At 42.1% G+C, this 22,367-nt stretch carries 21 protein-coding genes and 1 riboswitch; of the genes, 15 read left to right on the plus strand and 6 right to left on the minus strand.

Translation table 11 applies throughout. The features are described from left to right. The first annotated feature begins 87 nt into the window (after positions 1-87). From PGP85_RS00435 to PGP85_RS00450, 4 genes are all read left to right on the plus strand, one after another. The gene (locus PGP85_RS00435) at positions 88-1,548 is read left to right on the plus strand and encodes an aldehyde dehydrogenase family protein (RefSeq protein ID WP_270325517.1); all 1,461 of its coding nucleotides are present in this window, start codon (positions 88-90) and stop codon (positions 1,546-1,548) included. A gap of 152 nt (positions 1,549-1,700) precedes the next feature. Beyond that, entirely contained in the window at positions 1,701-2,663 is a 963-nt protein-coding gene (gene bioB / locus PGP85_RS00440; protein ID WP_270325518.1) for a biotin synthase BioB, read from the plus strand. Further along, the gene (bioD, locus tag PGP85_RS00445) at positions 2,656-3,336 is read left to right on the plus strand and encodes a dethiobiotin synthase (protein WP_270325519.1); all 681 of its coding nucleotides are present in this window, start codon (positions 2,656-2,658) and stop codon (positions 3,334-3,336) included. Before bioB ends, bioD begins: the two co-directional genes overlap by 8 nt. Next, complete coding sequence (locus PGP85_RS00450) at positions 3,317-3,895, plus strand: biotin transporter BioY (RefSeq protein WP_010741821.1); 579 nt, start codon at positions 3,317-3,319, stop codon at positions 3,893-3,895. Before bioD ends, PGP85_RS00450 begins: the two co-directional genes overlap by 20 nt. 65 nt (positions 3,896-3,960) lie before the next feature. On the opposite strand, the gene PGP85_RS00455 is transcribed toward PGP85_RS00450, so the two are convergent. Both PGP85_RS00455 and PGP85_RS00460 read right to left on the minus strand, forming a co-directional pair. Further along, entirely contained in the window at positions 3,961-4,695 is a 735-nt protein-coding gene (locus PGP85_RS00455; RefSeq protein ID WP_010741822.1) for a YdcF family protein, read from the minus strand. A 102-nt stretch (positions 4,696-4,797) separates the two neighbouring features. Beyond that, a complete protein-coding gene (locus PGP85_RS00460; RefSeq protein WP_010741823.1) occupies positions 4,798-5,058 on the minus strand; it encodes a DUF6442 family protein in 261 nt (86 codons plus the stop codon). Between the two features lie 385 nt (positions 5,059-5,443). Between PGP85_RS00460 and PGP85_RS00465 the strand changes: the two genes are divergently transcribed. After that, entirely contained in the window at positions 5,444-6,058 is a 615-nt protein-coding gene (locus PGP85_RS00465; RefSeq protein WP_010741824.1) for a histidine phosphatase family protein, read from the plus strand. 510 nt (positions 6,059-6,568) lie between these two features. Here the strand turns inward: PGP85_RS00465 and PGP85_RS00470 are convergent. Both PGP85_RS00470 and PGP85_RS00475 read right to left on the minus strand, forming a co-directional pair. Next, the gene (locus PGP85_RS00470) at positions 6,569-7,063 is read right to left on the minus strand and encodes a GyrI-like domain-containing protein (RefSeq protein ID WP_010741825.1); all 495 of its coding nucleotides are present in this window, start codon (positions 7,061-7,063) and stop codon (positions 6,569-6,571) included. A 68-nt stretch (positions 7,064-7,131) separates the two neighbouring features. Continuing rightward, positions 7,132-8,097: a GIY-YIG nuclease family protein gene (locus tag PGP85_RS00475; protein WP_270325520.1), complete on the minus strand. Its 966-nt coding sequence runs from the start codon at positions 8,095-8,097 to the stop codon at positions 7,132-7,134. A gap of 244 nt (positions 8,098-8,341) precedes the next feature. Here PGP85_RS00475 and PGP85_RS00480 point away from each other — a divergent pair, with 244 nt between their 5' ends. From PGP85_RS00480 to PGP85_RS00495, 4 genes are all read left to right on the plus strand, one after another. Next, complete coding sequence (locus PGP85_RS00480) at positions 8,342-9,997, plus strand: C40 family peptidase (protein ID WP_010741827.1); 1,656 nt, start codon at positions 8,342-8,344, stop codon at positions 9,995-9,997. Between the two features lie 129 nt (positions 9,998-10,126). Continuing rightward, complete coding sequence (locus PGP85_RS00485; RefSeq protein WP_270325521.1) at positions 10,127-10,654, plus strand: GNAT family N-acetyltransferase; 528 nt, start codon at positions 10,127-10,129, stop codon at positions 10,652-10,654. 97 nt (positions 10,655-10,751) lie between these two features. Continuing rightward, positions 10,752-11,408: a MurR/RpiR family transcriptional regulator gene (locus tag PGP85_RS00490; RefSeq protein ID WP_010741829.1), complete on the plus strand. Its 657-nt coding sequence runs from the start codon at positions 10,752-10,754 to the stop codon at positions 11,406-11,408. 101 nt (positions 11,409-11,509) lie between these two features. Next, the gene (locus tag PGP85_RS00495) at positions 11,510-13,798 is read left to right on the plus strand and encodes an HAD-IC family P-type ATPase (protein ID WP_270325522.1); all 2,289 of its coding nucleotides are present in this window, start codon (positions 11,510-11,512) and stop codon (positions 13,796-13,798) included. Positions 13,799-13,895: 97 nt separating this feature from the next. Here PGP85_RS00495 and PGP85_RS00500 read toward each other — a convergent pair whose 3' ends face one another. After that, positions 13,896-14,030, minus strand: coding sequence for a hypothetical protein (locus PGP85_RS00500; RefSeq protein ID WP_010741849.1), 135 nt, complete (start codon positions 14,028-14,030; stop codon positions 13,896-13,898). Positions 14,031-14,267: 237 nt separating this feature from the next. Between PGP85_RS00500 and PGP85_RS00505 the strand changes: the two genes are divergently transcribed. The 3 genes from PGP85_RS00505 to PGP85_RS00515 all read left to right on the plus strand — a co-directional run bounded on the left by PGP85_RS00505 (position 14,268) and on the right by PGP85_RS00515 (position 18,333). Then, complete coding sequence (locus PGP85_RS00505; RefSeq protein ID WP_010741850.1) at positions 14,268-15,959, plus strand: metallophosphoesterase family protein; 1,692 nt, start codon at positions 14,268-14,270, stop codon at positions 15,957-15,959. A gap of 132 nt (positions 15,960-16,091) precedes the next feature. Beyond that, positions 16,092-16,490 (plus strand): hypothetical protein, encoded by a 399-nt coding sequence (locus PGP85_RS00510; RefSeq protein WP_010741851.1) that lies wholly within the window; start codon positions 16,092-16,094, stop codon positions 16,488-16,490. A 127-nt stretch (positions 16,491-16,617) separates the two neighbouring features. After that, positions 16,618-18,333, plus strand: a complete 1,716-nt coding sequence (locus tag PGP85_RS00515) for an ABC transporter ATP-binding protein (protein WP_010741852.1) — start codon at positions 16,618-16,620, stop codon at positions 18,331-18,333. Positions 18,334-18,379: 46 nt separating this feature from the next. On the opposite strand, the gene PGP85_RS00520 is transcribed toward PGP85_RS00515, so the two are convergent. Continuing rightward, positions 18,380-19,312, minus strand: coding sequence for a helix-turn-helix transcriptional regulator (locus PGP85_RS00520; protein ID WP_010741853.1), 933 nt, complete (start codon positions 19,310-19,312; stop codon positions 18,380-18,382). Positions 19,313-19,433: 121 nt separating this feature from the next. On the opposite strand from PGP85_RS00520, the gene PGP85_RS00525 reads away from it, so the two are divergent. The 3 genes from PGP85_RS00525 to nikC all read left to right on the plus strand — a co-directional run bounded on the left by PGP85_RS00525 (position 19,434) and on the right by nikC (position 22,357). Beyond that, the gene (locus tag PGP85_RS00525) at positions 19,434-20,072 is read left to right on the plus strand and encodes a type 1 glutamine amidotransferase family protein (protein ID WP_010741854.1); all 639 of its coding nucleotides are present in this window, start codon (positions 19,434-19,436) and stop codon (positions 20,070-20,072) included. A 200-nt stretch (positions 20,073-20,272) separates the two neighbouring features. Further along, positions 20,273-20,436, plus strand: a riboswitch (cobalamin riboswitch). 155 nt (positions 20,437-20,591) lie between these two features. Further along, positions 20,592-21,533, plus strand: a complete 942-nt coding sequence (nikB, locus tag PGP85_RS00530) for a nickel ABC transporter permease (RefSeq protein WP_010741855.1) — start codon at positions 20,592-20,594, stop codon at positions 21,531-21,533. After that, complete coding sequence (gene nikC / locus PGP85_RS00535; protein ID WP_270325523.1) at positions 21,530-22,357, plus strand: nickel transporter permease; 828 nt, start codon at positions 21,530-21,532, stop codon at positions 22,355-22,357. The genes nikB and nikC overlap by 4 nt, the downstream gene beginning before the upstream one ends. Positions 22,358-22,367: the final 10 nt, after the last annotated feature.

The raw sequence follows: 22,367 nt of genomic DNA on the forward strand, positions 1-22,367 counted from the left end.
CGATCCGATCTGTCTTTTTGAGCCGGATTTTTGCTTTTTATTGAAAACGTATTCTATGATGGATAGATAATAGGAGAGGTGGAGAATATGGAAAAACAATTCGACAAACAATTTATTGGCGGAAAATGGAAGCAAGGTAATGATTCAGAGCATGTGAATGAGGATAAGAATCCCTACACGCAAGAGACGTTCCTGAAGATCCAAGGAGCGAATACAGAAGATGTCGATGAGGCCTATCAAGCCGCTCAAAAAGCACAGAAAGAATGGATGAAGCAAACGCCTCAAGAGCGCAGTGCCGTTATCAGCAAAGCGGCTGAATTGATGGAAGAAAAACAGGCGGAGATCGTCGAATGGCTAATCAAAGAAGGCGGTGCGACACAAATCAAGGCTGGACTTGAAGTCAGTCTGGCCAGAGGAATCACCGAAGAAGCAGCGAGCTTCCCGATGCGAATGGAAGGAAAAATACTTCCTACCAATACACCGGGTGAAGAGAGCTTTGCGACCCATCGTCCAGTTGGTGTGATCGGGATCATCAGTCCCTGGAATTTTCCGTTCCATTTAACGATGCGTTCATTGGCTCCGGCGCTTGCGGCAGGGAATGGCGTCGTTATCAAGCCGGCGAGTGACAGTCCAGTAACAGGCGGACTTCTGCCAGCCGCAATTTTTGAAGAAGCAGGTGTCCCAGCGGGCTTAGTAAATGTGACTGTCGGCAGCGGGAGTGAAATTGGCGATTATTTTGTCGGACATCCGATCCCAAGCTTTATTTCCTTTACGGGCTCTACAGCTGTTGGCAAAAACATTGCCAGTCATGCGATGAGCGGGAAGAAGATCAAACAAGTCGCTTTAGAACTCGGCGGCAATTCACCCTTTATCGTATTGGACGATGCAGATATTGAAGAAGCGGCGCAATCATTGATCGTCAGCAAATTCATGCACTCAGGACAAATCTGCATGGCCGCTAATCGTGCGATCGTGGTGGAATCAGTCTTTGACGAATTTGTTGCTAAAGTCGTTGAACGAGTGAAAAAACTAACTGTTGGAGATCCCGCAAAAGAGGGAACCGTTGTTGGTCCGATCATTAATCAAAAACAAACGGATCAAATCCAAGAAATCATCCAACAGGCAAAAGATTCAAACGCGCAGTTCCTAGTAGAAGGATCAATCAAAGGGCAAGTAGTGGAACCAGTGGTACTGGTCTCGGAAGATCCTGCGTTGGAGATTTTCCATCAGGAAATTTTCGGCCCCGTTTTGCCAATTTTGAAGGTAAAGGATACGGATGCAGCGATCCAAGCAGCCAATGATACCGAATATGGCTTGTCCAGCGCACTATTTACAAAAGATTTAACTAAAGGGCGAGCATTAGCGAATGAAATCGAGGCTGGAATGTGCCACATCAACGGCTTGACCGTCGATGATCAACCAAACGCACCTTTCGGCGGAGAAAAGAATTCCGGTATCGGACGTTTCAACGGTGAATGGGTATTAGAAGAATTCACTCGAACACAATGGGTAACCACCAAATCAGGCAAAGGCCAGTATCCATTTTAAACGTAATTATAGTGTTGAGAGGAACCTTCAGCGTTTCTCTCAATACTATTTTTTTATGAACTGACTTTTTCTGTAAATTTTTTTGCTGAATCCTCTTTATTTTCGTTAACCTTTGAATTATAATTGGTTAACGAAAATAAGGAGGGCTTTTTTTGACAGTAACAGCTGAAACGAAGGCGGCGATTTCTAAAGCAGATTGTTTAGAAATTTTGCATTCCGATAATAATTGGTGGCAGTATTATGCGGCCGCCCTGCAAATCAAGGCAACTAAATCTGGGAACCGGATTCGCTTGAATTCACTGCTGAACGCCAAAAGCGGATTATGCAGCGAGGATTGCGGCTACTGCTCGCAATCAAAGAAAAGTACCGCGGCGATCGACGAATACGATTTGCTGCCAAAAGAGGAAATTTTGCGCAAGGCTTTGATCGCCAAGAAAAATCATTCCAGCGTTTTTTGTATTGCATTGAGCGGGAAACGTCCGTCACGACAAGAGGTGCTGGTTTTAGGCGAGACGATCCAGGCAATCAAAAAAATGATGGCGATCGAAATTTGCTTGTCGATCGGGTTGGTGACGGATGAACAGATCGTTTATTTGAAAAGCTGCGGCACCGACCGCTTCAATCACAATTTAAACACCAGTCGAGAAAACTATTCTTCGATCGCAACGACCCACAGCTATGATGATCGGTTGAATACGCTGAAAAAACTGCGCGAACATGAGTTAAATATCTGTTCTGGTTTTATTTGCGGCATGGGCGAATCGAATGAACAATTGGTAGACTTGGCCTTTGAATTGAAGGAACAGCAGCCATACTCGGTTCCAATCAATTTTTTATTGCCGATCGAGGGGACAGCCCTTGAAAAGCAGCAGCCATTAACGCCTCTAAAATGTTTGAAAATTTTAACCATGCTGAGAATGGTTTTTCCGGAGACCGAATTGAGGGTGAGTGCCGGAAGAGAATTCCATTTGAGCGAATTGCAGCAACTAGCCGTTTTAATCGTTGATTCGATCTTTCTGGGGGATTATTTGACGGAAAAAGGGGCGGCGATCTCAACGGATCAAAAAATGCTGGATCTACTGGGTTTAGCTGTTGAAGGAGCGGCCGATGAGTAATCAGTACATCATTTGCGGAATTGGTACGGATTGTGGAAAATCCGTCGTGAGCGTTCTGCTCTATGACTATTTGAAGAAGCGGAAAAAACTAGAGCCAATACTGGTTAAACCTGTTCAAACAGGCGCTGCTTTAGACACCGATTTTTATCAAGCCTGTCAAATCAATCGGCAGAATATCTTCAATTTTTACACGATGACCTCAGAGACATCGATTCACACAGCCAGCCACTTAGCTGAAAAAACAATTGATGTGGATCAAATGGTACATGAGACGGTCTTATTACAAACGAAAAACCGGCCGCTACTGCTTGAAATGGCCGGGGGATTAATGTCGCCGCTCAATGAAACTACGTTGATGATTGATTTTGTCGAAGCACTTCAACTGCCGGTGATTGTGGTGGTTGATAATTACCTTGGGACGATCAACCACGCGCTGTTGACGACCGAGGCTCTGAAAAATCGAGGGATTCCGATTGCTGGATTGATTAATAATACCTCCAAGAAAGAGAACGCTTATGATCAGACTTCTCTTGAAATTATAGCGAGCTATAACGGTTTATCGGTGATTGGAAGGGTGCCCTATTTAACAAAAATTGAGGGTCAACTAACAGAACCCGATAAAAAAAGCGAGTTGGTAAAGGAGTGGCAATTAAATGTATCGCAAGCGAACTAATGAAATGACACGGATGGCGCTGTTTTTCGCCTTATTGATCGTAACCGCAAAATTGGTGATTTCATTGCCCTTGTTAGACTATTTATCGTTACAGATCATCACCGTTTTTCTGATCTATCCATTTCTAGGAAAAAAAGACGGATCAATCATAATGATCAGCTATCTAGTTTTGGGTGTTATCGGTTTGCCAATTTTTGCCAGCGGCGGAGGTTTCGCTTATGTTTTTAAGCCGACCTTTGGCTTTTTGCTGGCCTTCGCAACGCTGCCACTGATTCAGGCGTTGCTGACTCAACTTGTTCGACAACAAAAGTGGTCGCCGCTAACAAGAATGCTGATAATCAATTATTCAAGTCTGCTTTATATTCATCTAATCGGAATCGGCTATAAGCTGGTGATTTTACGACTGGCAACGCAAAATTTTGCCGCACTTTCCAGTATTTTGACAGTTACGACACTGATCGATCTTTCCTGTGATATTCTGCTGGTCTTTGTCGCGAGCGTAGTGACACTGAAAATGAAGTCCTTACTTGGTGTCAAAGCGAGTGGACTTTTCAATTAGCAATAGAAAAATGATCCTGCACTTCTTTAATAGAAGAAATCAGGATCATTTTAAAATTTCTGGCTTTATTTCCGCACATTTCCGGCCAAATATTTCTGGCAGCGGCGATAACTCATCAACACTTTTTCTGGAACATCGACATGCGGGATAAAGTTTGCGCCATTTGGTCCATAGCCTTCTTTGTCATCATTGAGTCGGCGAATCTCGCCAATCACTAACGATAAGAAATACTCCGGCGCCCACCAAGTATCCATTTGCGGATTTTCAAAATGGGGGCGAGTATCAAAATCAATTAATTTCGGCTGTTCGAAAAAGAGTGGTTGGATCGCGGCTAAAGGCAATCCCCATTCTTTACTGAAGGTAACATGCGATCGTTTTTGAACTAACGGATCTTGGACGAGCCAAAAATTTTGCGGCGCAGCTTGGTCAAAAAGTTCATAAGAGAAGCGAGCGTTTTCTCCAGTATTCGTTGATTTCTTTTCTAAGCGTAAAGTGAGCTCGCGAGAACAGTAATGCAAGAAGACTTCCTGCGTGATTTCCGCTTCTGAAAGGTCTGACCACTCAGAGCGAACCAACTCAGGATACATCTTTTTACAATTCGCGATCAACGGGGCGGTGCCGTGACCGATCCCGCCAACAAAAAGCACCTGCTGAATGCTCGCTTCACTTTCACAAAATTCTGCGGCGGAAACAATCAAGCTTGGTAAGCTGTTGCCGGCAATCACTAATGTATCGGATTGAAAATGTTCGTTTTCGGGAATCGTCGTCAGATAATCGACGAGGGTAGCAAAATCAGACATGGCTGCCTCCTTAAAAATTTAGTCAATAGAATCTCCTATATAATAGTAGCAAAAATTCAGACAGAAAAAAACTGCCAGTAAATATCTACTGACAGCAATTTGTTAAAATAGGTATTTGATAAAAAAGAAAATACATGAGGCAAAAAGCAAAACGGATATGGTTAGCCAAGCTTTTTGTTTGATCCACAGGAATTTTCCGTAACAAAAGGCGGCCGCAGCTCCGGTAAGAAGACTAAACAGATCCATAATTTCTCGATGTTCGACAACACGTGCCAGCATCAGGATACTAAAAAGGATCAAACTAAAAATACCCGCGGTAGCCAGAGCCAAATCCGTACTGGTCTGTTTCCGTTCCTTTTCCATGCGTTGCCCTCCATTCTATGAATACGTCAAGCTAATTTCTTCGTTAATTTTGCGTTAATAATTCCGAGTTATAAGGGTGGTTCTCCTGCAAATTAAGTAAAATCAGAACGATATCATGTACATTGTTGTTTTTATTATAAATGAATCCGGTTGCAATGTCACGTCTTTAAGAACTTACTATTTTATAAAATAGTTATTTTTTGGGCTTTTAAGGAATTCGGTCGCTCTTTTTGGTATAAATCACTGATTAGTAGTGTATACTTGGTGGGTGAAAGTTGCCGAACCGACTTTTTCAGCTCAGCTGGACAAGCGGAAGGGAACACGATAACGATCATTTTTCGTATGTTGAAAGATGACGCTTTAATAATGACTAAGGAGTGAGGGTGTGACACAGTTTTATTTTGTCCGACACGGGAAAACAGAAATCAATGCAAAAGGGCGCTTCAATGGCGGGACCGTAGATTCTCCATTAATCGAATCAGGCGTGGAAGCCACCAAGCGAATGGCTCAACATTTGAAGGATGTTCCTTTCGATCGCGTATTAACCTCTCCGCAAATGCGCGCGCAAACGACAGCGAAAATCATTCTAGCAGAAAATATCAAAGCACCAGAGTTGACGATCGTTGAAGAATTACGGGAATTGCGCTTAGGAGATTGGGATGGCAAAAAAATCGATCAAATCACCGCAGCCTATCCTGAAGAAATAAAAAATTATCGCACACGACCTGATTTGTTCGATGCAGAAAAGATCCACGCGGAATCTTACAATAGTCTGATCACGCGGAGTACTAAAGTAATTGAGGAAGTCACGGCCGCGCATCCGAAGGAGAAAGTTTTAGTCGTCAGTCACGGCATCCTTTTGATGGCATTGCTAAATACGTTAAAAGGAATTCCATTGGCCAAAATTCGTGAGAGCGGAATTGTTGACAATTCCAGCCTGACGATTTTAAATCATTCAAAAGAGCAGACGGTATTTGAAACATGGGGACAAACCTTCTAAAATAATCAAGTGGAAACTAATGAAAAAATGTCACGAAAATTATATTAGAATAGTCAATTTAGCTAGCGATTAGAGATTTTTTAGACGGTCAAAAAGAACTTTGCAAATTTAAGAAATGATCTCGACAAAACCACTATGTAATTGTTTAGGTTATTTGTTGGTTTTCTTATGTGATTTAAAATAATAAAAATTAACATAAAAGAACAGGGCGAAACTTGAGTGAATCACTTAATTTTTGCTTACAAATGATTCATTATGAGATAAGTAAGAGTTTAAATTCCTCAATTTTCTCAATCAATTAAAAAACGAACTACAAATAACTTTTAAAAAACTCTTTGGCGTTTTTTGCTAAAGTGTTTTTTAATAGATCAAATGAATTCTCGCGTAAGAGATAAAAAAACGGTCTTTTTATTTGCTAGAAGACTTTCTAAAGATAGTTAGACAAAAAGGAGCCCTTCAAAATTTATATTTTGAAGGGCTCCTCATTCTATTTTAATGTGAAAATAAAAATCAGGTAGTTAATAAATCTTTTCTTTTGGGACGATAGGTTAATTCAATCATTGTCTCTTGATCGTCTAAAGGAACGGAAGCATCTGTTAAAAAGTACTCGTAACTGCGGAAGGTGAAGATCCCATTTTCTTGCTTGATGGCATCAACCAATTCTTTATATGAATCTGTCAGTTCCTCGTAATCGCCGACATAAAGTGTTCGTACAGCTTGATAGCCTGGCAGCACATAGCTTTGGAATTTTTCTGTTGATGGGATTTCCTGATTGATCGGGAAGCCGATCTCGACCGCTAACAGTTCATCCTTAGCATTGCCCGTTTCATCCAGGTTCAAGTAGGAAATAAAGGGTGTTCCTACAAGTTCAGCTCCATTTTTTTGAATATATTCTAGCAGATCGACAAATGAAGTTCCGATGTAATTAGGTATGTGCTCATGTGAAATATGAGTGGACATCGAAACGATTGTCTGTGCTGGTTTAGTAATCTTCTCAATTTGCATACTCATCCCCCGTTTCTAAAACTCCTACGGTGATTGTAACAAGGAATGAAATCGAATACAAATAGGAACTATTCTTCCTGTGAAGGGAAGCCTAGGACTTGTCTATGCTGATTCAAGTAATTGAAGAAGATCGGAAATAAGTCTACGTCAGCTTTTGCTAGACGTTCTTTCGCTGCGAGCCGCTGCCAAGTGGCGGGAGAGATTCCTTTTTCCAATCTTTTTTTGGCCTGCTGAAAGGTCGGTTTACGCTGATAAACAATGCGAGCCAACAGTTCGCCTTTAGCGTAAAGGTAACAATAATAGGCGCCTTCCCCGGGTAAGATCCCGACAAACGTCTGATTTTGCATGATCTGGATCAACTGCTTATTGCGTCGTAAAAAGCGCTGAACAGTCAAGTAATTATCCCACCATTGCGCGGAGCCTTCATAATCATGCCGCGCGTTAGCAGCTTGAACACGCTGGTCAATTCGGGTAAGCAGGGCAGTTGACTGGCCTAATAGAGTCTCCTTGATTTCTTGAATCCGCAGCTCAAATTCTTCCTCAGGTGAAAGCTCCTCGTAGCTTTTAACGATTCCGGCGACATATTTCAAAGGGCCGTCCAGGCGGTAAGTACTGTTAATGATCTGCTTTAATTCTTGGATCTTGCTTTGCTTGAAGAAGGGGCCGATGACTAACCCCTCCTCAGACCATTCACTCAGGACCTTCAGGTAAGGAGCCTTGTCTATGAACTGAAAGTAGCCGTATCCTTCATAATAATTCATCATGCGGTTGTATTGCGGCCGAATTTGATGAATCAAATGGTATTCTAATAAGAGCGCATCAAATTCTGTGTCTACTTCTTCGTAATCAAAGTCGGTAATCCAGCGGACCAGCTCCTGAGTTTTTCGAGAATGCTGCTTATTTTGGACAAAATAGGAGCTGACTCGCTGCTTCAAATTTTTGGCTTTTCCAACGTAAATAATATCCCCATTGGCGTTTTTCATTTTGTAAATACCAGGTGTTTTTGGCAGATTTCTGATTTTTTCTTTTAGCATATGCGCACCCCATTTGTTCAAATTAACAAAAAAGATTTTTAAACATCTTTTAAAAGGTCGGTTTGGGAATCAATTTTTTAAGGAAAATGAAAATAATTGAAAAATAGGCCTTTTTGGTCTATTCTCTGAAAAAATAATCTAAAATATCAAGAAATGCAGATCGTAACCAATGACCAACCATTTCTATTGTGTTATAATTAATTATGTTAAGAAAGCAATGAGAGAGAGAATGGAGAGATGTTAAATGTCAAATAAAGTTTTAACCAGGCGCGAGCTGCGTCAACAGAAACGACAGAAGACCAGTAATTATCGCTACCTTAAGAAAGGGTCTGCTGTAGTAGGTACGGCGTTAGTGACGGTTTCAGTAGCGGCACCATTACTAAACACACATGAAGTAGAAGCAGTTGAAGGAAAAACGACAGCAACCACCTCAAATGTTGATAAGAAAGCATTTATCAATGAAGTTTCAAATGAGATCAAACCGTTAGCCGAAAAGCATGACCTTTATGCTTCGATTATGATCGCTCAAGCCATCGTTGAAAGTGACTGGGGACAAACGGATTATGCGCAAGCCCCTTATTACAATCTCTTCGGTTTAGAAGGTCAATATCAAGGCAAATCGGCAATGCTGGATAAAAAAGACGCAGAAACTGGTCAAACTGAAAAGAAAGAAATGAAACAATATGGTTCTTATAAAGAAGCCATTCAAGACTATATTGAAATCATAAAAACAACTTCTCGTGACGGTAATGAAAATTACTTCAGCGGTTCTTGGCGCAGCAATGCGAATGATTACAAAACAGCTGCCGCAGCATTAGAAGGCCGCTTCAATGATGACAAGGGATATGTTCAAAAATTAGTTTCTACTATTCAAGAACATGATTTGACTAGCTATGATGCAACAGAACCAGTGACTCCGCCAGTAGCGCAACCAGCTGCTGCAGCACCAGAACAATCAAAAGAATACACTGTTCAATCTGGTGACACGGTCAATTCTATCACGAATCAATTCGGGATTGGTGTTCAAGAGTTCACTGATTGGAACAATATCGACGACAGCGGGAATATTTATGAAGGACAAAAAGTCGTTGTTGGCAACGGTACAGCTAGCGAAGCAGCACCAGTTGCTCAAACTGCACCGGTAGAAACAGCAGCGCCAGTTGAAAATACGACTCCAGTCGTTGAACAACAGCCAGTTGCTAATGTTACACCAACACCGGAAGTAACGCCAGCAGCACCTGCTGAAGTACCAACATCAACTACGGATGCTTTGAAACAAGAACCAGCAGCACCGGTTCAAAAAGAAGAAGCTCCGGCTCAACAAGAGCAAACAACACAAACACCAGCGCCTGCTGAAACGCAAACGCCGGAAAAACAACCAGAACAAACACAGCAAGAACAACAAACTGCGCCAGATCAAACGCAGCAAAATCAACAACAGCAACAACAAGAACAACAAAATCAACAAAATCAACAACAACAACAGCAAGATCAACAGCAACAACAAAATCAGCAGCAAGATCAACAACAATCAACGGATGCTACTCGTGGACAACAAGTTGTTAATGAGGCTGAAAAATATATCGGTACACCATATGTTTGGGGCGGAAAAGATACGAGCGGTTTCGACTGTTCTGGTCTTACTCAATACGTTTACAAGCAAGTAACCGGTAAAGATATCGGCGTTTGGACAGTTGCACAAGAATCATCTGGTACGCAAATTGCCGTAGATCAAGCGCAACAAGGCGATCTATTATTCTGGGGTGACCAAGGATCAACTTATCACGTAGCAATCTCCGCTGGGGGCGACCAATATATTCACGCACCTCAACCAGGCGAAAACGTGAAATACGGTTCAACTCAATACTACACACCAGACTTCGGTGTTCGCGTATACTAAAAGTAACTTAAAAAAATATCCAAGAAGACTTAAGAACATTTCGTCTTTTTGGATATTTTTTGTTGCTTTATGGAATTAATTGCCGCTACAATTAACAAAGATCATTTTTAGCAAAGCGAGGGAGAATCTATGCGAAAACGACAATTCGAGACAGAACGGCTCTTTTTTTCTTATTGGTTGGAGTCGGACAGTGCATTAGCGGATGAATTATGGGGCGATGAACACGTCACTCAGTTTATTGCCAAAAATGGACGCTTCTCAAAGGATCAAGTACTCCAGCGCTTGCATACAGAAATTCAGAGTCAAAAGGATTTTGGCTATCAATATTGGCCGCTATTTTTAAAGCAAACCGAAACGTTTATTGGCTGTTGCGGATTACATGCGTATGACTTAAATACCCAAACGGCCGAATTAGGCTTTCATTTATTGCCTTCTGCTTGGGGAAGAGGATTCGCTGAAGAAGCTGCTCGCGGCGTAATAAATTTTGCGGAAAGCAAAACCGATCTCGTGTTCCTATTCGCGGGACATCATCCAGACAATCGCGCATCAAAAAAATTATTGGAAAAGCTGGGCTTTCAATTTCAAGCAAACACTTACTATGAACCCACAGGTCTGGAACATCCATCTTATCTTTTGAAATTAACATCCGTTAGTTAGCTGGTGAGGAAGAGCTCATCAGCTTTTTTTATCTGATAGATAATCTTCAAAATTATCCAATGCTATAATAAAACTAAAAAGAGCTGGAGGTGGCACGATGGTCTATCAACTAAATCATACAGAACATAAGATTTATCAGAAAATAATGAAAGCGATCGCAAAAGGCGAACTGCCTAAATTGACCAAAGTCGCTGAAGAGAACTATGTGTCAACGACCTATATTGTTAAGTTCGCTAAAAAATTAGGGTATTCGGGCTTCAGTGAAATGATCTATGTCAATAAATATAAACAGCGCCTAGGAAATACCGCCAGCAATTCGGAGATCGCGCTTTTTGATCAAGAGGATGTCCATAAATTGGCCGCGTTGATTTCGCAGTTCTCGGATAAAATTATTTTTGTTTTTGGGATCGGCTATTCGGCGATCATCGCAGATTACCTGCAAAAGAAGCTCTCGAAGTTAGGGCTATTTGTGAATAGCAGTTCGCCGATCGACATGACGATTCCTTATCAAGAATATTTGGTGATCTTCATTAGCAAAAGCGGGGAGACGGATGATGTTTTAGAGATTGCCAAGAAAATAAAATCGACTGTTTCAGCCTCGATTCTTTTAACGGCCGCATCAGACAGCACGATTGGTCGACATGTTACGCACACTCAGGTTGTAGAGACAGAACGCGAACCAAATGCGCCAGATCTCTTTGACAGCAAGTGTCTAGCACTTTTCGAATACATTTTATTGGAGCTTAATCAGTAGTTACAATTGTAACTGGTCTAAAAAAATTTAATCCTTCCGGCTGTTGTATAGTGAGTTCAGATACAAGAAACGACTTAGACAGACAGGAAGGATGAGGCTAGATGAAAAAGTTTAACGTAGTATTTGTGGGAGGCGGAAGTACCTATACGCCCGACATGATGGAATTGATGTGTTTGGTAAAGGAAACCTTTCCGGTGAAGAAAATCGTGCTTTACGATAATGATGAAGAACGGCAAGAACCGATTGGGCAATATGGCGAGGTATTGTTCCGCGAGTATTATCCCGAGTTAGAGGAATATGTATATACAACCGATAAAGCGACAGCTTTTAAAGACATGGACTTTGCGTTTGTTCAGATTCGGGCCGGCGGTTTGCCGATGCGTGAACAGGACGAAAAGATTCCATTGAAATATGGTGTGATTGGACAAGAAACCTGCGGACCTGGCGGGTTTGCATACGGAATTCGCAGTGTTCTGGCGATGAAGGATTTAATCGAAGACATTCGCCGGTATTCACCGGATACGTGGATCTTAAATTATTCTAATCCGGCGGCGATCGTCACGATTATTTTAGCTTTAGGAACCCAAGTGATGGCGAAAAGAAATTCAGTTATTCGAAAATTACCGGCAGTGGAAACGTTGGGCAGTACCGATATTATTGCTTCAGATAAAACAGGAACCTTAACGCTGAATCAAATGACAGTAGAAAAACTTTATACGGATTTTCAGCAAAAATCAGCCAAAGCCGCGATCGAAAAGGACAATATGGCGTTGAAGATCATGAACTATGCCAATGATACGAAAATCGCGCAAGATGGCACACTGATCGGCGATCCAACAGAAACGGCTTTGGTTCAGTTCGGAATTGATCAGAGACTTGATCTAAAAGAGAGTCTTGGTAAGGAGCCGCGAATTGGCGAACTGCCTTTTGATTCCGATCGTAAATTAATGAGTACGATCCATCAGCTTTCAAATGGGAAATATTTGGTCGCGGTAAAAGGTGCCCCGGATGTCTTAATTCAGCGAACAACCCGAGTGCTCGCTGAGGGACAAGAAACCGCAATGTCCGAAAAACAAAGAAATGAAATATTGTTCAACAATGCAGACATGGCCAAACAAGCCCTGCGTGTGTTAGCGATGGCTTTCAAATATCTTGATGAAATTCCCCAAACGCTGACTTCTGAGCTGCTTGAAAATGACCTTTGTTTTGCTGGGTTAGTCGGAATGATTGATCCGGAACGAGCAGAGGCGGCAGAAGCTGTCAAAATGGCAAAAGATGCAGGAATACGTCCGATCATGATCACGGGGGATCACAAAGATACCGCGGAAGCCATTGCAGTCCGGTTAGGAATCGTTCACGCAGGAAATTCGGATGCGGTCTTGACTGGTGCGGAGCTAAACGAGATGAGTGATGAAGAATTTGCCAAACAAGTCTATCACTATTCTGTTTATGCCCGCGTATCCCCTGAACACAAGGTGCGTATTGTCAAAGCGTGGCAGCAAGAAGGCAAAGTCGTGGCGATGACAGGAGATGGGGTCAACGATGCACCATCGCTAAAACAAGCAGATATCGGAATCGGTATGGGAATCACAGGGACAGAAGTTTCAAAGGGAGCTTCCGATATGGTCTTGGCCGATGATAATTTTGCGACGATCGTCGTGGCAGTAGAAGAAGGGCGAAAAGTCTTCTCAAATATTCAAAAAACAGTGCAATATTTATTAGCGGCGAATTTAGGTGAAGTGCTGACGTTGTTTATTGCGACAATGTTTGCTTGGGACACGTTGCTGCCAATCCATCTATTATGGATCAATTTGGTTACAGATACTTTTCCGGCGATTGCTTTAGGAATGGAACCGGCAGAAAAAGATTTGATGAGTCATAAGCCAAGAGGGCGGAGGTCTAATCTATTCTCCGGCGGCGTTTTCAGCAGCATTATCTATCAAGGAATTTTGGAAGGCGGTCTTACGTTATTCGTCTATTGGTTTGCGATTCAAAATCCAGCACATACGGCTTTGAACATGCCGGGACTTTCGGCGCAGGCTCTTTATAGCTTGCAGCACGCGGATGCTTTGACGATGTGTTTTGCTACACTTGGGTTTATGCAGCTGTTCCACGCATTTAATGTGAAGTCTGTAAAACAGTCGATTTTCAAAGTCGGGCCTTTCCGTAATAAAACCTTTAATTGGGCGATCTTGCTTTCCTTTGCTTTGATGGGTGTGATCATTCTCGTTCCGGGACTGAACGATATTTTCCGAGTAGCGTCACTGAATGGAACTCAATGGGGTGTCGTGGCGGCAGCCTCCTTCTCGATTATTCCAATCGTGGAAGTCGTTAAGTTCCTACAAAGAAAGACTTCAGTTGAAAAAGTTGAGGAAGCCGTGATCGACTAGACGAATCTAAATAATGAGTAGAGGATTTTCTTTTCTCCTAAAATAAGGAAGGCAACGTACGCTAAATCAGTACGCTGCCTTTTTATGTTATGAACGATTACTTAGGACAAACATATTTATCCGTATTATTTCCGACAAGTATGGTGTTTACATAGATCTGTTCGATGATTCCGGTTACTTTTTCTCCATAGCAATTGATTGTGGTAATCTCATTTCCAATAACAAAGTCCATCTAGAATCAATCCTTTCCTTGGACATGCTAACACTAGAAGAAGGAATATTCTTTTCAACTTTTTATTAAAGGTAGAAATAAATAATAGTGCCTTTTACTTGTCAATTTCCTATTTAAAAGGCTTGTTTTTCATTTTCTAAAATATTTTTATTGAATTCAAAATTTATTAGGTTCAAAACAATGATAAACGCTATAATGAACGTACTAGATAAAGGTTCGTGATATAGAGGTGTTTTGATGAAACAAAAGAAAAATGAACAGGCGCTAACAGTCGGAAAACGAGAGCTGTCTTTGCCAACAGGCATTGCCTTGCCGCCAGAATTGGCTGCTCGAGTTGAGCTGTATCCAGAGAATAAACGGCGGCCGGTGAATAAAACGTTATTCAAAAACGATTATTTCCAGCTATCTTACAATACAAGAGATCAATCAATGGCGATAGCCTCTCAAGGAAATCTCGTGTATTCTGCGATTCCCTATGATACGGCTAGAAATTATATTCAGCGGGCGGCGATCCAATATTTGCTGCATCCGGAAGAAATTCGCCGTTATATCGAATTACACCAGACGACATTGGAAAAATACCTGACGCTGAGTATTTTTCAGGTGACAGGAAATCGTGTGGATGAGCAATCTTTTGAAGTGAAGCAGGCCTATAATGCGATCTTGCAAAATCCTTTGTTGGAGATTCAGGTGGCGGGCCGCTTGATGCAGCACGATGAGACGGGACCACTCTCTGCGAATCTGGCCGGGAAGTTTCTGTTTAGTGAAAATGCGAAGACAGGGATCGCGGGGTATATCTCTGAATACTTGAATTTCGTTGTGCAGCTTGCGAACTCTTTGCCATTAATGATCGATGGCAAAGCCGTTCAGTTATTATCTTCTACCGAACAAGATCAACTGCTGATCGATCAAGGGTTAACAATTCATTCAGATATTGATTCTGCTTTGTCGTTATTACCACAAGAGGTAAAACAGGGACTAGAAAACGCACTTGTTGTTATGGGGTCAACGCCGGTGGTCAATACTCAGCCGCTTTTACGTTCCGAATACGGCGAAGAACTGACCAGAGTTCGCGAGAATTATATTGCTCATAGTGTCCATCCCGATGAGGCTGAGAAATACTTCAAAAATGTTCATTCCACCGAAAACCGAAATATCGTAAATGTGGTGTCAGACATTCATGCCAAAGACGGGAAGCTGCCATTTCTCAATCGCAACTTTAATGTACTGGCGGGGGATGTTTCTGATTCGCATGTAACAGATGAAGAAATAGCGGGTATCTATGTGATCGGCGGTCATGAATTGGTCGATGTATTACCTGAAACCTCCGATCAGGAAAACGAGCAGTGGGATAAATGGCGGCCTTATTTCAAGTACGAATGGTTCAAGGAGCTGGTTCAAGATCCCGATGAAGCGTGGTATTTGCTGCCGACAGGAGAGCATGCTTTTTATGAGGTTGTAAAGACCGAGTTAGCGGAGCGTTTTCCGAAAATGCAGCTGCTGAATAATGGCAGTCTCGTTCATGATGGGGTTCGCTATATCGGATTAACCGTGCCAGTCGCTTTAGTGAAACGCAAGAAGGCACAACAGCGATTCATCTTAAACTCGTTAGAAAAATTACTAGACCAAGATACGAATATTCCAACGGTGATTGTTTCACATGCACCATTATTCAATGAGTTGAGTCTATTGCCGGAAACTAGCGAGGCCTATAACAAAGAATATATCTGTGAGGAACCGAAAATCGAAAAACTCTTTGAACAGTACAATATTGTTGGGGCAATCCACGGTCACCACCACATCCCGGCCTCTTCTAGACGATTCAAAAAAGTCGAATTCGCAGGAAAAAATCTATTTGTTGTATGTTCGATCTATTCAAAAGTAAATACCGGTTTTGAACTGATGAGTCTGTTGGATGTGAAAAACTAATACAAAAAAAAGGAGAGAACTTTTTCGAAAGTTTTCTCTTTTTTATTTCTAATAAGGCAATCGCTGGTAAATAGGATGAGATGGTATACTTGCTTTGAGGTTTATCGAGATCAAAGGTTTGGAGGAGAAGCTATGAGAGTCGTTGTTTCGGGAAGTATTGCTTTTCAAGCGGAGTATCAGAAATTGCTAAGATATTTTGAAAAGACTGGAGTAGAGCTGATCGATTATCCACGTCCTAGTCAGAATCTAACAGAGGAGTACCCTCAAATTCTGACGACTTTCTTTCGGAATATTGAAGTTACTGATATTTTTTACTTATATAATCAAGATAAAAATGGCGTCTCAGGTTATATCGGCGCGGCGAGTTTTTCTGAATTGACCTATTGCTTAATGCAGAACTTGATTCATGGAAAAGCGATCAGAATAGTTTTATTGAAAGAGCCAGCAAAGGAAAATTTTTGCTTTGATGAGGTTAGTATGTGGTTTAAGAATGGGTGGGTGGAAGTAGGAAATCCCCTAGTAGCGAATTGAAAAAAATTTGAAAAATAGACGGGATGAAATTAGCCGAGGCACGGCCTCAATAGTTTTGCTATAATGGATGGAATTGACGCCAAGAAACTTGATTCAAGCGTAAATTTATTATAAAGGAGTTTCAAAGATGTTAAAACGTTTCTTTAGCTATTATCGTCCGTATAAAAAACTGTTTATTCTGGACTTCACTTGTGCGGTATTTGCTGGTTTGTTAGAGCTGGCATTTCCGGTTGCGGTGAATCAGGTCATCGATAAAATCATGCCGCGAAAAGAATTTCGGATCATTTTATTGGCCTGTCTCGCACTGTTTCTTTTTTATGTATTAAATACGATTCTCCAGTATATAGTGGTCTTTTTTGGACACAAATTGGGGGTCAACATTGAAACAGATATGCGCCGAGAGTTATTTGCTCACCTGCAGACTCAGCCATACGAGTATTACGACAATCAAAAGACGGGGAAATTGATTAGTCGTTTGACCACCGATTTGTTTGAAATTTCAGAGGTCGCTCACCATGGTCCAGAGGATGTTTTTATCACGATCATGACGCTGGTCGGAGCCTTTCTATTGATGCTCAACACCCATGCAAAACTAGCGCTAGCGACGTTTGCTGTATTGCCGCTGATTACGATTGCGTTAGTGTTTTTCAATAAGAAAATGACCAATGTGAATACTAGGATCTATGAAGATTTGGGTGAATTTAATGCGGGTGTGGAGGCTTCCGTCAGCGGGATTCGGGTGACGCAATCCTTTGCCAATGAAGAATATGAGTACCATCGATTTGGCGGTTTGAGCGAGGCTTACCGCAAGTCAAAGATTCTATTTTATCGAATAATGGCTATCAGTTCGGCCTATAACTATTTATTGATTCGTTTGATTAACCTGTTCACGCTGATTTTTGGTTCGTATTATGTGATTCAAGGGGAGCTAACTAATGGTCAATTCGTTGGGTTTATTCTTTTAGCCAATGTTTTCGTCCGTCCGATTGAAAAGGTCAATAATATGATTGAAAGTTATCCCAAAGGAATCGCAGGGTTTAAACGTTTGACAGAAGAATTGGATAAAAAGCCAAACATTGTAGACCGGCCAAATGCGCTGAATGTGACTCATTTAGCGGGCAATATCAACTATGATGACGTGTCCTTTTCTTATGCGGATGGGAAAAAAGTGCTGAATCATGTTGACCTGACGATCAAAACTGGGGAAACGGTGGCGTTTGTTGGTCAAAGCGGGTCAGGGAAAACGACGTTGTGCAACTTATTGCCGCGCTTTTACGAAGTGACCGATGGAAAAATTACAATTGATGAGATCGATATTCGGGATATGACGCTCGCGTCTTTACGAAATCAAATCGGAATTGTTCAACAGGATGTGTTCCTATTCCCAGGAAGTATTCGAGAAAATATTGCTTATGGTCGTTTGGATGCAACAAATGAAGACATTCTGACTGCCGCAAAATTGGCTCACTTGGAGGGCGTATTAGAACAAATGCCAGAGGGGATCGATACTCAGATCGGTGAACGAGGGGTTAAACTTTCTGGCGGACAAAAACAACGGGTAGCGATCGCTCGGATGTTCTTGAAGAATCCACCTATTTTGATTTTAGATGAGGCGACTTCCGCTTTGGATACCGAAACAGAACAAGTGATTCAGGAATCCTTGAACTCATTGGCGAAAGGGCGGACGACTATGATCATTGCGCATCGCTTAGCCTCGATTAAGCACGCAACCCGGATCGTCGTCGTTAGTTCGGACGGTATCCTAGAACAGGGCACCCACGAAGAGCTGATGGAAAAAGGCGGAGCCTACCGCAATTTATACGAGGCCCAATTTAGAAAATAAAAACGATCACTGAAAAACTCTTCCGAGAATTTTCAGTGATCGTTTTTTATTTTGCATATAATTCAGCAATATTCTGTATTCTTCGTTTCATTTCTTCGCGAATATGCGGTGGTTCTAAGCACTCGCATTTATCCCCAAAACTGAAGAGAATATTGTAGTTGTAGTCATTTTCGATGAAAGGGAATTTGACGAGGTAATGCTCCTCACCATCCGGCTCAAATTGTTCATAAGTACAATAATCAAGTACGCCGTCCATGACAGATCGATGGATTCGAATGATGATCGTTGTTTGCATACTTTCTATAATATCAGGGAATTCCAGCTGCGGTTTTTGATATTCTCGCGGTGTAAAAGTTTTTTCTTGCAACTGCAGGCTTGTGATACGAGAGAGCTTGAATAAGCGGAAATCTTTTCTTTCGCAGCAATAGCATTGACAATACCAATGGCTGTTTTTTAAGACAAGCTGATAGGGCTCGACTGTTCGTGCGGTTTTATTGCCATGGCGATCCGCATAATCAAAGGAGAGCAGTCTATTTTCCTTTAGAGCAGTTTGAATCAGCTTTAAATAGGGTTTGATATTCTTGTTGCCCATCCATGTACTTAAATCTACGTATAGTTGGTTGGTTTTTAATTCAATATCTTTTGCTCTGTCGGCCGGGACGAAACTCTTGACTTTCGCAAGTGCATTCGCCAATTCTTCACCATGTCCCATATTGGAAAGGCTGGAAAGACCCATCAAGATAGCGGAAAGATCCGTCGTCGAAAAGACCTTGCGATCCACCTTATAGTTCTCCATGATCTCAAAGCCGCCGCCTACTCCTGAAGTCGAACGAATCGGGATGCCAGCCAAATTGATAGAATCTATATCGCGATAAATCGTGCGGGGGGAAACTTCAAATTTTTCTGCTAACTCCTGTGCGCCGATTCGTTCTTTATCAAGCAGGATCATAATAATGCTGACAAGCCGGTCAACTTTCATCGAATGCCCCTTCCAAAAATATTTTTCAGTTCAGTATAGATTGTTGCCATACAGATGTCAACGATTGCTAGGTATACTAAACATGTAATCAAATCAAACACAACGAAATTGGAGGAAAATTATGAATACAATCTATGTTTATGTTCTTAATACTTTAGCTGACTGGGAAATTGGGTATGTGACTTCAGAACTGAATTCTGGACGATTTTTTAAAAAGGATGCACAAGCTGTATCACTCAAAACAGTCAGCCATTCCAAAGAGCCAATCAACACAATGGGTGGGATGACAATCGTGCCTGATTGTTTAATTGATGATATTCTAGTGAACGAAAATAGTGTGCTGTTACTACCAGGAGCAAATACGTGGAATGATCCAAAACATGCGGCTATCCTAGAAAAAACCAGCGAACTTCTTGCTGCAGGTGCTACGGTAGGGGCGATCTGCGGAGCAACGGCTGCATTGGCTAACTTAGGTTTGCTGGATGAGCGTCCTCATACTAGTAACGGAGCAGGATTTCTTGATATGGTTTCGCCAAGCTATCAGGGACAAAGTTTTTATATCGACGAGCCCTCTGTAGCAGATAATAATCTGATCACTGCCAGTTCGACTGGAGGATTGTTGTGGGCAAAACAAATCATTGAACGTTTAGATGTTTTTCAAGCGGACACATTGGAAGCTTGGTATAACTATTTTAGTACTGGTCAGTCAGAACACTTCTTTGCATTGATGCAGACATTGCCAGCTAATGAGGAAGGCTAAGCTTATCTCCTATATACAGAGTAAGCAAGAAAGATCGCGTAAATGTATACCATTCTAACGATCGAACGACGGTTTTTGAAATCGTCGTTTTTTTGATAGTTGTTAAATTAATAAAAATAGTAATATCTTGCTTTATCCTTTTCAAATTTGTGAAATTTTGGCTGACCTATTTATGATTCATAGGATTCTTCAGCGAACTCCCTTATAATTCAATGAAAGAAAACGCATTCAATAAAGGGAATGAGGTGAAAATCCTCAACAGCCCCTTTCTACTGTATACGCAGACGAAATCATTGACGCCACTTTACGGGAAGGCATGAGAGTAGGATGAAGCGAAGTCAGGATACCTTTGTTGAAAGCGATAAGAGAATGGATTGGGAAATTCTTTTATACCGCAAATGAGCAGAGGACCGGATAAAACTGTTTTTTTGTCGTATAAAGGCACGCCCTAATTCATTGGATTAGGGCTTTTTTGCATGTCAAAAAGTCGCACAGACGACTTATACGGGAGAGAAAAAAATGAGTATTCAGAGGAGCAAGCAGCGAATCATTCAAATGGTGATCGTATTATTCGGCATTAGTTTTTTGACCTTTCTATTGGTTTACTTATCGCCGGGTGATCCGGCAGAAATCATGCTGACGGAATGTGGCAATATTCCAACGCCAGAAACATTGGCTCAGGCCAGAAAAGATTTAGGTTTGGATCGGCCGTTCTTGATCCAATACGGCAGTTGGCTGAAGGGGGTAGTGACCGGTGATATGGGGATGAGCTATTCCTTCAAGGTCCCGGTCTTTCAGAAATTGCTCTCGTGCTTTATTCCAACGGTGGCTTTGGCCGTTTCTTCCTTGCTGCTGATGATCGTCGTATCGATTCCCTTGGGTATTTTATCGGCGGTTTTTCATAACAAACTCTTGGATTATCTGATTCGCGGATTTTCCTTTATTGGCATCTCAATACCGAGTTTTTGGATCGGGCTTGTTTTGCTGCGGATCTTCGGTGTGAATCTGGGCTGGGTCTCGGTTTCGGGCGGCACAGCAGATATTCGATCGCTGATCTTGCCGGCAGTCACGTTGGCCTTAGCGATGTCAGCCAAGTATACGCGGCAAGTTCGAATTACTGTTTTAGAAGAATTGAATAAGGACTATGTGATGGGAGCTCGGATGAGGGGGATTTCGGAAAATAAAATCCTTCTTCGCCATGTGCTGCCGAATGTCTTGCTGCCGCTGGTCACGATTTTAGGGTTGTCCTTTGGAAGTCTGTTAGGCGGCACAGCTGTTGTAGAGATTATTTATAATTGGCCGGGATTAGGCAATATGGCGGTAAAAGCTATCGCTTGCCGGGATTTCCCGCTGATCCAAGGCTATGTATTGATGATCTCATTGCTCTACATGACGATCAATATTCTGGTCGATCTGTCTTATCCGTTGATTGATCCAAGACTGAGGGAGAACGAGTCATGAAAAAAACTTTGGCTTTGTTGAAGAAGAACAAACAACTGACGATCTCATTGATTTTGCTGGCGCTGATCTTTTTAGTTGCGCTCTTTGCGAAACAGCTGGCGCCCTTCGATCCATTAGCTGCTGATATGAACAAATCGCTGACCGCGCCAAACAGTGTGAATCGATTCGGCACGGATAAATTGGGACGAGATCTATTATCACGTATTATTTTCGGGACCCGTACATCCGTCGGTTCAACGATTATTATGGTGGGGATCATTTTTGTACTAGGAACTTTTGTCGGGATATTGGCCGGTTTTTTCGGCGGCTGGGTAGATCTTGTTATCATGCGGATCGCCGACATGATGATCTCTTTTCCAGGATTAGTGCTGGCGATTGCGATTGCGGGAGTATTGGGGCCGAACTTGGTGAATGCAGTGATCGCTATTACCGCGGTCAGCTGGACAAAATATGCGCGATTGTCCCGAAGCTTAGTGTTGAGAATCAATGAAAGTCTATTTATGAAGGCGGCATTGGTGACGGGAACCAGTAACAGTCGACTAATGTCTAATTATATTTTGCCGAATATTTTTCCCCCCATGCTAGTCACTGCGATGACTGATATGGGCACTCTGATGCTGGAAATCGCGGCCCTGTCCTTCTTAGGATTTGGTGCACAGGCACCTGCGCCGGAGTGGGGATTGATGCTGAATGAAGGGAGGACTTATCTGACAACCGCACCATGGCTGATGATTTATCCGGGTCTGGCGATGGTGATTGTGGTGGTGACGTTTAACCTTTTAGGCGACAGTGTAAGTGACTTGATGGAAACAAAGACAGGATAAAGGAGGAAAT

This window comes from Enterococcus malodoratus, assembly GCF_027659535.1.
Classification (GTDB): Bacteria; Bacillota; Bacilli; order Lactobacillales; family Enterococcaceae; genus Enterococcus_A; species Enterococcus_A malodoratus.